We start from the raw sequence: 12,253 nt of genomic DNA on the forward strand, positions 1-12,253 counted from the left end.
CCCGAAGGGCTGGGGCCATTTTTGCCCCCAGCGTTGTTGTCATTCGCTCATTTAGAATAACTAAACCACGCTCATTCCGCCTCGCTGGAAGCAAAAATGACCTCCAGCAGTGGTAATCAAATTAGTGTGAACAGGCCCTAGTTAATTGATCGTCGCCCGCAACTGAACTGTTCCCGACAGCGGTGCCTCCAGCCCCGGTCCTTTAAATAAAAAATGATTTGCGGCCTCGCGGTCCAAATCCGTGAAAACGACACCAACAATTGCCAGGAGTTTTTACCATGCAGCAACTCAGACATTTCCTGCTCGCGGTATCCATGTTGTTCATTGTTACTTCCAGCCAGGCGGCCCTGCCCCTGCAGGACAGTTCCGGGCAGGCCTTGCCTACCCTGTCCCCGATGTTGAAACAGGTCAACCCTGCGGTGGTCAACATCGCCACCTTCTCCACCCAGCAGGCCAACAATCCGCTGCTCAACGACCCCTTCTTCCGGCATTTTTTCAATCTTCCCGACAACCAGCAGTTTCGCCAGCAAGCCCCCAAGAAACGCCAGCAGAGTGCCGGTTCAGGGGTGATCATCAATGCCGCTGACGGCATTGTGATGACCAATTACCACGTGATCAAGGGTGCGGACGAGGTGCAGGTATCCCTGGAAGATGGCCGCTCCTTTACCGCCGAAGTAAAGGGGGCCGATCCGGAGCTGGATATTGCCATTCTGCAAATCAAGGCCGACAACCTGGTGGCGGTGCCGCTGGGCAATTCCAGCAACCTGGAAGTGGGTGATTTCGTGGTGGCCATCGGCAACCCGTTTGGTCTCGGCCAGACAGTGACCACCGGGGTGGTGAGTGCCCTGGGGCGCACCGGTCTGGGTATTGAGGGTTACGAGAATTTCATCCAGACCGATGCCTCCATCAATCCCGGTAACTCCGGTGGGGCACTGGTCAATTTGCGCGGTGAGCTGGTGGGCATCAATACCGCCATCCTGGCGCCCTCCGGCGGCAATGTGGGGATCGGTTTTGCGATCCCGGTCAATATGGCCAGGGCCAGTATGGAACAGATTGTGGCGCACGGTGAGGTCAAGCGCGGCCAGCTCGGCATCGGTATCCAGGACATCACCCCGGAACTGCGCGAAGCCTTTGAGCTGAAGAATGGTCAACAGGGCGTCCTGGTGACCGGTGTCAGTGAAGGCTCGCCAGCTGAAAAGTCAGGCGTGCAGGCCGGCGATGTGATCATTGCCGTAGACGGTGATGAAACCAATTCCGCAGGCCAGTTGCGCAGCCAGATCGGTATCAAGGCCATCGGCGACAAGGTGAGACTGACCTTGATTCGCGATGGCAAGGAGAAAAAAATGGATGTGAAGGTGGGCGAGCCGCAACAGCTCAGCGCCGTCAGTGGCAAGCTGCACGCCCTGTTGGAAGGTGCCCGCTTTGAAAACAACCCCGACGGCGAAGGTGTCATAGTGGCCGGGTTGTCACCCAACTCCGCGGCGGCCTACAGCGGCCTGCGCCCCGGCGATATTATTCTCGGCGCCAATCGCCAGCGGGTGCGGGATATCGAGAGTTTCAAGAAAGCGCTGACGCTCGGTGAGTCCTCGGTCCTGCTGCATATCAACCGCGGCGGCAGCTCGCTCTATCTGGTGATCAGGTAATTCCCGGCTGCCACCTGAAATGGCGTTGGCCGCTGTTCCAGGTGGTGAGCGATTTTCTGTGCTTGATAGAGTTAACGATTCCAGATGTGAACAAAGAGTAAGATCAGGATCCGGTTGTCGAGAGCCGTGGACGAGCGCATCAGCAGGTTCGTTTTGGCTATACTCATAGCGACCACAGTGCCAATGTTCATGTGACAAACCTGACAATCACCATCAAAGGAGTTGAGTTATGACATACCGTTCGCTTAAGCAAAGTATCTGTTACCTGATGATTACCCTGATGATGCTGGCGGGTGTAACGGCCCAGGCCCAAGCCGCGATGATCAGTACCGGTAGTATTGCGGCTGAAGTTTCCTCCGACCTGGGCCGCAGTGAAATCAAAAGTCTGTTGGCCCGACAGGATGTGTCCGCACAGCTGTCCGCCCTGGGTGTTAACAGCGCTGATGTCATGGACCGCGTCGACGCCATGAGTGATGCGGAAATCGCCCAGCTGCACCAGCAGATGGAGACCCTTCCCGCGGGTGCCGGAGCACTGGGTACCATCGCCCTGCTACTGCTGATTCTGATTCTGTTGGATGTCGCCGGAGTGACGGATATTTTCCCCAAACTCTGATGTCGAGGCCATTCCAGCCAACCCCCACACACGCGGCACTGCCGCGTGTTTTTTTGGTCTGCTGTCTGCTGCTGAGCGGTTGCGTCAGCACCCCGCAGACCGAGCAGTTATTGTCCAGTCCTCCCGCATCCCTCGCACGGGTTCACCATGTTGAAGCTGTGCCGTTCTTTCCCCAGGAAAAATACCAGTGTGGCCCGGCGGCGCTGGCGACCCTGTTGTCGGCTTCCGGACTGGACGTTGCCCCCGAGAGCCTGACTCATCAGGTCTACGTGCCTGACCGAAAGGGCAGTTTTCAGGTGGAAATGCTCGCCGCTGCGAGAGCCCATGGGCGCATTCCCTACCTGATCGAGCCTCAGCTGCGGGTGCTGCTGGCAGAGGTTGAAGCCGACCATCCGGTTTTAGTGCTGCAAAACCTCGGCCTGTCCTGGTATCAGGTCTGGCACTATGCGGTGGTGGCCGGCTACGACCTGAATCGGGAAAAACTGGTGTTGCGCTCGGGCAAACAGCGGCAACGCAGCACCCCGCTGGGGGTGTTCGAGAACACCTGGCGGCGCAGCCATTACTGGGGCTTTGTCGCCCTGCGCCCGGGGGAATTACCGGCGCTGGCGGACGAACGCAACTATTTTCTGGCACTGGTGGATTTTGACCGGGTGAACCCGGCCGCGGCGGTGGAAAAGGGCTATCGGGCGGGATTGCGGCGCTGGCCCGGGAGCCGGGTGCTGGGTTTCGGGTTGGCCAACCTGCTGTATGAAAAGGGGGATCGCCAGGGATCGCTCGGCGCGTTCCGAAAGTTGATCGAAATCGCGCCGGATTACGCGCCCGCGTACAACAACCTGGCCCAGTTGCTGGCCGAGCTGGGTGAGTTCGATGAAGCCATCGCCATGGCCGAGAGGGCCGTGGCCCTGGGCGGGCCACTGGCGGCCAGCTACCGGGAGACGCTGACCTCGGTTCGGCAGCAAAAGCCTCAGTGAGCCGGTACGTAGAGCTTGCGATAGCCCTCCAGCCGGCGCAGTAGCACGTAGAAAATAGGGGTGAAGAACAGGCCGAAGAAGGTCACCCCGAGCATTCCCGAGAACACCGCCACGCCGATATCACTGCGCATTTCCGATCCGGCTCCGGTGGAGAAGACCATCGGCACCACGCCCATGATGAAGGCGAAGGATGTCATCAGGATGGGCCGCAGCCGCATGCGGCTGGCGGTAATGGCCGCATGCCAGGTATCGGCACCGCGGTGCTCCAGCTCGCGGGCAAATTCCACGATCAGGATGGCATTCTTGCTGGCCAGGCCCGCCAGCACAAACAGGCTGATCTGGGTGAAGATGTTGTTGTCACCACCGGTCAGCCACACCCCCACCACGGCGGACAGGACGGAGAGGGGCACGATGCTGATCACCACCAGCGGCAGCACCAGACTTTCGTATTGGGCGGCCAGTACCAGGAATACCAGCAGCAGGCACAGGGGGAAAATAAAGATGGCGGTATTGCCGCTCAATACCTGTTGATAGGTCAGGTCGGTCCACTCAAAGGTCATGCCGGTTGGCAGTTTCTCTTCGAGAATGGCGCTGATGGCGTCTTGGGCCTGGCCGCTGGAATAGCCGGGCGCGGCATCGCCATTGAGGTCGGCGGCGAGATAGCCGTTGTAGTGGGCGGCACTCTCCGGGCCGTAGCTCTCTTTCATTTCCAGCACGCTGCCCAGCGGCACCATGGCCCCTTGATCATTTTTGACCTTCAGGTTCAGGGCGCTTTCCGGGGTGGCGCGGAACGGCGAATCCGCCTGGGCTATCACCTGATAGGTGCGGCCAAAGCGGTTGAAGTCATTGACGTACAGCGAGCCCAGGTAAACCTGCATGGTGTCGAAAATATTCTTGACGTTGAGGCCCAGCTGCTTGGCTTTGGTGCGATCCAGGTCGGCAAACAGCTGCGGCACATTGATCTTGTAGTTGGAGTAGACGTTTTTCAGCGTCGGGTCCTGCCAGGCCTGTTGTTGCACCGCCTGCATCACTTCCGCCAGGCGCTCGTAGCCGAGGTCGGAGCGATCCTCGACCTGCAGCTTGAAGCCGCCGGTGGTGCCCAGGCCGCGCACCGGAGGCGGCGGAAAAATGGCGATAAAGGCCTCTTCAATGCCCGCATATTGTTGCTGCAGGCGCTGGGCGATAGCGGCGGCGGACAGCTCGGGGCTGTTGCGTTTGGAGAAATTCTCCAGGGTTACGAAGACAATGCCGGCGCTGGGGCTGTTGGTGAAGCCGTTGACCGACAGACCGGGAAACTGTACGGCACTTTCCACGCCTTCTTCCCCCATGGCGATGCGGCCCATCTCCTTGATCACCTCCTGGGTGCGGGCCAGGGAAGAGCCGTCGGGCAGTTGCGCGAAGCTGATCAGGTACTGCTTGTCCTGGGGGGGTACGAAGCCCTTGGGCAGGCCATTGAAGCCGAAGGTGGTGGCGCCGAGCAGCAGCAGATAGATAAAAAATGCCACGGTCTTATGGCCCAGCAGGCGGGAGACCGAGGAAGAATAGCCCTCGGAGGAGCGCTTGAAGCCGCGGTTAAAGAGCCGGAAAAAACCGCCGAACAGGAAGTCTATGATGCGGGTGAGGCGATCCTTGGGCGCATCGTGGCTCCGGAGAAGCTTGGCCGCCAGTGCCGGACTCAGGGTCAGGGAGTTGAACGCCGAAATCACCGTGGAGATGGCGATGGTCAGGGCGAACTGCTTGTAGAACTGTCCGGTCAGGCCGCTCACGAAGGCGATGGGCACGAACACGGCGATCAGCGTCAGCGAGATGGCAATAATCGGTCCGCTCACCTCCTGCATGGCCCGGTAGCTGGCCTCTTTGGGGTCCAGTCCATCGGCGATATTCCGTTCGACGTTTTCCACCACCACGATGGCGTCGTCGACCACGATGCCGATGGCCAGCACCAGCCCGAACAGCGACAGGGTATTGATGGAAAAACCAAACAGCCACATCAGGGCGAAGGTGCCGACGATGGACACTGGCACCGCCAGCAGCGGGATGATGGAGGCGCGCCAGGTCTGCAGGAACACCACCACCACCAGGACCACCAGTGCCAGGGCCTCCAGCAGGGTTTTTACCACGGCCTTGATGGAGTCGCGGACGAACACCGTGGGGTCGTAGACCACCCGGTAATCCACCCCTTCCGGAAACTGCGGTTTGAGCTCTTCCATGGTGCGGCGCACGTCATCGGAAATGGCGATGGCGTTGGCGCCGGGTGCCTGGAAGATCGGCACGGCCACGGCGGGCTGGTTGTCGAGCATGGCATTGAGGTTGAAATCGGCCGCTTCCAGCTCAATGCGCGCCACATCCTTCAGCCGGGTAATCTGACCTTGCTCTCCGGCGCGGATAATGATTTCACCGAACTCCTCGGGGGTTTCAAGGCGTCCCTGGGCATTGATGGGCAGCTGGATGTCCACCGGGCTGGTCATGGGCGCACCGCCGATTACCCCGGCGGCCACCTGCACGTTCTGTTCGCGGATGGCGGCCACCACCTCGTTGGCGGTGAGGCTGCGTTCGGCAATTTTCTCCGGGTTGAGCCAGATGCGCATGGCGTAATCGCCGGAGCCGAACAGGCGCACGGTGCCCACGCCCTCCACTTTGGCCAGCTCGTCCTTGACGTGCATCAGGGCATAGTTGCGCAGGTACAGCTCATCGTAGCGCTGATCCGGGGAGACCAGGTGCACCACCATGGTCAGGTCCGGGGAGCTTTTCACCACCGTGACACCCAGCTGGCGCGTCACCTCCGGCAGCCGCGGCAGCGCCTGGGAGATGCGGTTTTGCACCATTTGCTGGGCCAGATCCGGATCGGTGCCGATCTTGAAGGTGACGGTCAGGGTCATGCGCCCGTCCGAGGTGGCCTGGGAAAACATGTAGATCATGTTTTCCACACCACTCAGTTGCTCTTCCAGGGGGCGGGCGACGGTGTCGGCGATGACCTTGGGGTTGGCGCCGGGGAAGGAGGCATTGACCACCACCGAGGGCGGGGAAACCTCCGGGTATTCCGAAATCGGCAGTTGAAACATCGCCAGCAGGCCGGCTATCAGCACCAGCAGTGACATCACGGCAGCAAAGATGGGGCGGTCGACAAAAAACCGGGAAATGTTCATGGTGATCCTTCAGAGGGCCCTACGGCCTATTCCAACTTGGTGTGCTAGTAGGCGGCGGTTTCTTGTCCGGCACTGGTTGCGGCGATGATCGGTTCGACAGCCATGCCCGGTCGCAGGTGCGATAGGCCATTGACGACCACCCGATCACCGGCCTGCAGACCGCTCTCGACAACTCGCTGTCCCCGATGGTGCTGGCCGAGGTGGACCTCGCGATAGCTGACGGTATTGGCTTGGTCCACCACATAGACAAATTTCTTGTCCTGGTTGGTGCCGATAGCCTTGCTGGGGACCAGAATGACCTGGGTTTCCCGGGGGGCCCCCAGGTGGACATTGGCATACATGCCGGGGGTCAGCACGCCGTCGGTATTGTCAAAAATAGCGCGGGCGCGGATGGTGCCGGTGGAGATATCCAGCTGGTTGTCAAAGGCATGAATTTTACCGCGATAGACCTGTTCGTCGTCTGCCAGGGTCAGCTCAACCGGCATTTGTCCGCTGGCGGTTTGCTGGCGCACCGACCTGAGGTAGGTCTGCTCATCCACATTGAATTCGGCATAGAGTTGCTGGTTGGCCACCAGGGTCGCCAATACCGGGGCGCTGCCGCCCGCTTCGACGATATTCCCTTCGGTCAGCTCGGCGCGACTGATGCGGCCATCGAAGGGTGCCTTGATGTGGGCGTAGTCCAGCTCCAGTTTGGCTGTAACCAGTGCACTCTCGGCTTCCTTGATACTGGCATTGGCGATCCGGAACTCGTTGTTGGCGGTATCGTAGATACTTTTTGAGACCAGTTTCCGCTCCACCAGTTTGCGGGCCCGTTCCAGCTCGTCCCTGGCCAGGGTTGTTCTCGAGCGTGTGGAAGACAGTTGTGCTTCCGCCTGCTGCACCGCTGCTGCATAGGGGCGGGGGTCGATCACAAACAGTAGCTCGCCCTGTTTGACCAGCTGTCCATCCTCGAACAACACCTGCTGGATTTCACCGCTCACCCGGGGCTTGATCTCCGCACTGTCCACGGCAGTGAGTCGACCGGAGAAATGGGTCCACAGCCGCACAGGCTGTCGCTTCAACAGGGTGATTTCCGCACGGGTGGCAGGCGGGGCGGCGGCAGAACCGCTATCAGCAGAGTGGCCGTCAAGGGGTGCCAGGGCGTAGTAGAACCCAGCGGCCGCCAGCAGGGCGATAACGGCAGTAACCAGCAGGGGGCGACGCATTCCTTTGTCGACTTGATCGTTCATGGAGGCTCCGTAGGCCTGTGCCGGGGGAGTAGCGTGTCGCCACTGCGGCATAAGGTTGGGTCATCAATCGGGATGCCAAAGCTTACATACCAGTCGGTATGTTCGTCAATGCCCTAAAAATGACCAGATTCCCCCATAGGGTAAAAACTTTTTTGCCTTTTGTTACAGTGGGTTGTTGGGCCGGGTTCAGCAAAACCAATTGATGTGGCTCAAATCCAGGCTGTTCAGGGCTGTGCCAGAGGGGTGTTTGACTTGCCTGACAAACCACTGGGTATCTATACTTGCCGACAACCCTACCTGATAGCTGTGTGATGATGACTGTACCCGATACCCGTGAGCGCCTGCTGGAAATTGCCCTGGAAATGATCTGGCAGAGCAACTACAACAGTGTCGGAGTAAATGAAATCTGCAAGCAGGCCGGGGTCACCAAGGGCGCTTTCTACCACCACTTCGAATCCAAGGCGAGCCTGTTTTGTGAGGCCACCGCCTATTACTGGCAGGTGATCAAGAATGATCTGGACGCGGTTTTCTCTCCCCTCAACTCACCGCTGGTGCAATTGGAAAACCTGCTGCATTTCCTGATCATGGCAAAGCTCGGCAATGACCGGGCCGGGATCCGCGGCTGCCCCTTCTACAATGCCGGGGCGCAGATCGGCTCAAACGATGAGAAGGTTATTGAGGCGCTGCAACTGCTGTCCCAGAATGCGGTGAAATACAATATGGCGCTGGTGCGGGCGCTGCAATCAGCGGGCCATCTGGAGGCGGGGGTGGATGCTGAACAGACTGCCCGGCTGCTCTACCACTTTATCCACGGCATTTTCAGCTATGCCCATGTTCACGGAGATGAAGAGGAAATCAAGCGCGACCTGCCGGCCGGCCTGTACCGGTTGCTGGCCCTGAAGCCGGAGTACTGGTTTGTGGCGGAGCCCAACTGGGAACCCCAGCAGGATTCCTCGCCCATTGTCGGGCAGATACTGTTTCCTCGCATGGACGTGTAGGCCGTTAAATCAGCGGCTCCCCCGCCCTGCGGTGCGGCATCGGGGGCCAGCCAATCCCGGCCTGTGTCAGGCGCCGGTCTTCAATAGTTCAGTAATTTGACTGACGCTGCCGATGTGGCCCTCCAGAACCACTTCGCCATCCACCGCCAGGGCCGGCGTGTGCATCACCCCGGCATCGATGATTAGATTCATGTCGGTCACTTTTTCCACCTGGTAATCAAGCCCTAGTGCCTGGGCGGCAGATTCGGTGTATTGCTGCAGTTTTTCGCATTTGCTGCAGCCCTTGCCGTAAATGGTCAGCTTCATGGGTGTCACTCCTAGAAAAAATTGCCGTAGAGAAAGCCACTGATGGTGGCCATGACCACCACCAGGGAGCAATAGATACGCGTCTTTTGGGTGCCGATGATGGTGCGTATCACCAGCATGTTTGGCAGCGAGATGGCCGGGCCGGCGAGCAGCAGGGCCAGGGCAGGCCCCTTGCCCATACCGTTGCCGATCAAACCCTCCACAATGGGCACCTCCGTCAGGGTGGAAAAATACATAAACCCGCCCAGCAGGGCCGCCAGCAGGGTGGACAGGAAGCTATTGTCACCCACTGCCGCCGTTACCCAGCCGGAGGGGATCATGCCCTCAAAGCCCGGTCTGCCCAGCAGCAAGCCCGCCACGAACACCCCCGCCAGCAACAGCGGCACAATTTGCTTGGTGAAGTCCCAGCTCTGTTCCGCCCACTCCCGGTCTTCGTCGCGCCGCGCCGCCAGCAGCATCAGACCGATGATGCCGGTGGCGAACGGCAACTCGGGAATGCCGGGGAACAGCAGCACCAACAGCGCCATGGCCGCACCGAGCAGCAGCAGCTGGCGTGCGGGCCAGTGCCAGCGCCACACCAGTAACGCGCCGAAGGCGATTGCCAGCAGCGCGGTAATCGGCCACTTCCACTGGTGGATCAGCATCCAGCTGGGGCTGTCGGCGGCGGCCCAGTTGGCAAACACCAGGATGCCAATCAGCAGCGAAAAGAAGGCGACCACGGCGCCCAGCGGCTGGCCGCTCTCCCCGGCGGCGAAGCCTTTCCCTGAGGTGGCGGAGCGGGCCGCTTCTTCCCGGCGGTAGATCAGGTGCATGATTGCGCCGATCACCAGGGCAAACAGGATCGCCCCGACGGCCCGGGCAATGCCCAGCTCCGCACCCAGTACCTTGGCGGTCACCACCACCGCCATGACGTTGATGGCCGGCCCCGAATAGAGGAAGGCAATCGCGGCCCCCAGCCCGGCGCCGCGCTTGTAGATGCCGCCGAACAGCGGCAGCACGGTGCAGGAGCAAACCGCCAGCAGACAGCCGGACACCGAGGCCACCCCGAATGCCACCGGTTTTGATGCCTGCGGGCCCAGATGGCGCATCACCGCGCCCTGGCTGATATAGACAGCCATGGCCCCGGCAATGACGAAGGCCGGTAACAGGCACAGGATTACGTGTTCCCGGGCATACCAGTGGGTCAGTCTGAAGCCTTCCAGCAGCGCATTGTCAAAGCGGGCCGCGCCCAGGGGTAAAAAATAGATCATCAAAAAGCCGCTGATGATCAACAGCATCAAGCGGGCCTGGGCTCGGTTCTGTTGATACAAATTCAGCCATTTGTTCTGCATTGCTGCTCCTCAGCGACTGTTTCGGGTTCTCCATTCACCGGAGCTATCCGGTGGTCGGCGCAGCGCGCCGACACGAAATTCAAGTATAGGGTTTGAGGGAGTATAAGCCCCGAGTGATACGAAGCGATCGCCCGGCGGCGATTCACTTCTCTTCAGCGCCCGGGCTCCGCCTCGGCAGGCGCAGTGAAATGACCGCCGCCGCGGCAATCAATCCCGCCGAGACCCACAGGCAGGCGGCCAGACCGCTGGCCTGGAACAGCCAGCCGGACAACACCGTGCCCAGCAGTCGCCCCATGGCATTGGCCATGTAATAGAATCCCACGTCCAGTGATACCCCGTCCTCCCGCGCATAGCTGACAATCAGGTAGCTGTGCAGGGATGAGTTGACCGCAAACAGTACCCCGAACAGCAGCAGTCCCGGCAGCAGAACAACGGTGGGGTGCCAGTCCATGGACAAGGACAGGGCAATCATTGCGGGAGCCGTCATCAGGGGCACCGCCCAGACGAAGGCACTGCGGCCATCCGGCAATTTGCCCTGGCGTTTGCCGGTGAGCTGTGGGGCCAGGGATTGCACCACCCCGTAACCGATCACCCACAGGGCCAGAAAGCTGCCCACCTGCCAGAAATCCCAACGCAGACTGACCGTCAGGTAAACCGGCAGCGCCACCACAAACCACACATCCCGGGCGCCGAACAGGCACAGCCGGGCGGCGGACAAATAATTGATCGGGCCGCTGCGGGAAAGCAGTTGGGAAAATTTGGGCTTATGCCGTGCTTTGCCCAGGTCTCCTTTCAGCGCCACTACGCTCAGCAGCCAGACTGCGGCCAAGCCCACCGCCATGCTGGCGACAGTGGTGCGAAAGCCGAGCAACGCCAGCAGCGAGCCACCGAGAAAAAATCCGGCGCCCTTCAAGGCATTCTTCGAGCCGGTGAGCACCGCAATCCAGTGGTACAGGGTGCCCTCGGCATCACTGGGAACCAGCAATTTGATGGCGCTCTTGGCGCTCATCTTGTTGAGGTCCTTGGCGATGCCGGACAGTGCCTGGGCGGCCATCACCCAGGGCACGCTGAGCAGTGCCGTCGGCACCAGCAGCATGGCCAGTGCCACCACCTGCATCAGCAGGCCGGCGTTCATGGTGCGGTTGAGGCCGATATGGGCACCCAGCCAGCCCCCCAGCAGATTGGTGACCACGCCGAACAACTCGTAGAACAGGAACAGCAGGGCGATTTCCAGCGGGCTGTAGCCGAGCTCGTGAAAGTGCAGCACCACCAGCATGCGCAGGGCGCCGTCGGTGAGGGTAAAGGCCCAGTAATTGCCGGTGACAATCAGGTATTGGCGAACTGCCGGGGTCAGCCTGGCCAGGGTTGCCATGGTCAGGGGCGATCCTGCCGTCCCACCAGCCGCGCCAATTCCACGGTGCGATTGGCGTAGCCCCACTCGTTGTCGTACCAGGTGTAGATTTTTACCTGGGTGCCGTTGACCACCATGGTGGAGAGGGCGTCGACGATGCTGGAGCGCGGATCGGTTTTGTAATCAATGGACACCAGCGGCCGCGCCTCATAGCCGAGAATGCCCTGTAATTCGCCGTCGGCGGCCTGTTTCAACAGTTGATTGACCTCCTCCGCGGTGGTGGCACGCGCTACCTCGAACACGCAGTCGGTGAGGGAGGCGTTGGCCAGCGGCACCCGCACCGCGTGGCCGTTCAGCTTGCCCTTGAGCTCCGGAAAGATCTGGGTGATGGCGGTGGCCGAACCGGTGGTGGTGGGGATCAGGCTCATGCCGCAGGCGCGGGCCCGGCGCAGGTCCTTGTGGGGGGCGTCGAGAATGGTCTGGGTGTTCGTCAGGTCGTGGATGGTGGTCATGGAGCCGTGGCGGATGCCGAGTCGCTCGTGGATCACCTTGACCACCGGCGCCAGGCAGTTGGTGGTACAGGAGGCGGCGGTGACGATGGGGTGGCGCGCCTTGTCGTAGAGCTGGTGGTTGACCCCCATGACCACGTTGAGCACCCCTTCCTC

The 12,253-nt window shown here is 60.6% G+C and carries 9 protein-coding genes and 1 pseudogene; 4 read left to right on the top strand and 6 right to left on the bottom strand.

What is annotated here, in order from left to right; genetic code table 11:
- The first annotated feature begins 278 nt into the window (after positions 1-278).
- The 3 genes from ABY948_RS07180 to ABY948_RS07190 all read left to right on the top strand — a co-directional run bounded on the left by ABY948_RS07180 (position 279) and on the right by ABY948_RS07190 (position 3,227).
- Positions 279-1,643, top strand: coding sequence for a DegQ family serine endoprotease (locus ABY948_RS07180; RefSeq protein WP_461481843.1), 1,365 nt, complete (start codon positions 279-281; stop codon positions 1,641-1,643).
- A 229-nt stretch (positions 1,644-1,872) separates the two neighbouring features.
- Positions 1,873-2,256: a PA2779 family protein gene (locus ABY948_RS07185; protein WP_461481844.1), complete on the top strand. Its 384-nt coding sequence runs from the start codon at positions 1,873-1,875 to the stop codon at positions 2,254-2,256.
- A 110-nt stretch (positions 2,257-2,366) separates the two neighbouring features.
- Complete coding sequence (locus tag ABY948_RS07190; protein ID WP_461481845.1) at positions 2,367-3,227, top strand: PA2778 family cysteine peptidase; 861 nt, start codon at positions 2,367-2,369, stop codon at positions 3,225-3,227.
- Here the strand turns inward: ABY948_RS07190 and ABY948_RS07195 are convergent.
- Both ABY948_RS07195 and ABY948_RS07200 read right to left on the bottom strand, forming a co-directional pair.
- Positions 3,221-6,373, bottom strand: a complete 3,153-nt coding sequence (locus tag ABY948_RS07195; RefSeq protein ID WP_461481846.1) for an efflux RND transporter permease subunit — start codon at positions 6,371-6,373, stop codon at positions 3,221-3,223. The genes ABY948_RS07190 and ABY948_RS07195 overlap by 7 nt on opposite strands.
- 44 nt (positions 6,374-6,417) lie before the next feature.
- Positions 6,418-7,602, bottom strand: coding sequence for an efflux RND transporter periplasmic adaptor subunit (locus tag ABY948_RS07200; protein ID WP_461481847.1), 1,185 nt, complete (start codon positions 7,600-7,602; stop codon positions 6,418-6,420).
- A gap of 314 nt (positions 7,603-7,916) precedes the next feature.
- Between ABY948_RS07200 and ABY948_RS07205 the strand changes: the two genes are divergently transcribed.
- Complete coding sequence (locus ABY948_RS07205; RefSeq protein WP_461481848.1) at positions 7,917-8,600, top strand: TetR/AcrR family transcriptional regulator; 684 nt, start codon at positions 7,917-7,919, stop codon at positions 8,598-8,600.
- 66 nt (positions 8,601-8,666) lie between these two features.
- On the opposite strand, the gene ABY948_RS07210 is transcribed toward ABY948_RS07205, so the two are convergent.
- From ABY948_RS07210 to ABY948_RS07225, 4 genes and pseudogenes are all read right to left on the bottom strand, one after another.
- Positions 8,667-8,906 carry an MTH895/ArsE family thioredoxin-like protein gene (locus tag ABY948_RS07210; protein WP_461481849.1) on the bottom strand — a complete coding sequence of 80 codons (240 nt, stop codon included), beginning with the start codon at positions 8,904-8,906 and terminating at the stop codon, positions 8,667-8,669.
- 11 nt (positions 8,907-8,917) lie between these two features.
- Positions 8,918-10,237: a permease gene (locus tag ABY948_RS07215; RefSeq protein WP_461481850.1), complete on the bottom strand. Its 1,320-nt coding sequence runs from the start codon at positions 10,235-10,237 to the stop codon at positions 8,918-8,920.
- A gap of 142 nt (positions 10,238-10,379) precedes the next feature.
- On the bottom strand, positions 10,380-11,609 hold the full coding sequence (gene arsJ, locus ABY948_RS07220; protein ID WP_461481851.1) for an organoarsenical effux MFS transporter ArsJ: 1,230 nt from the start codon (positions 11,607-11,609) through the stop codon (positions 10,380-10,382).
- Positions 11,610-11,611: 2 nt separating this feature from the next.
- Positions 11,612-12,253, bottom strand: a pseudogene (locus tag ABY948_RS07225) (type I glyceraldehyde-3-phosphate dehydrogenase); the annotation flags it as partial.

Origin of the sequence: Porticoccus sp. (assembly GCF_041592135.1) — a bacterium.
Taxonomy (GTDB): Bacteria; Pseudomonadota; Gammaproteobacteria; order Pseudomonadales; family Porticoccaceae; genus Porticoccus.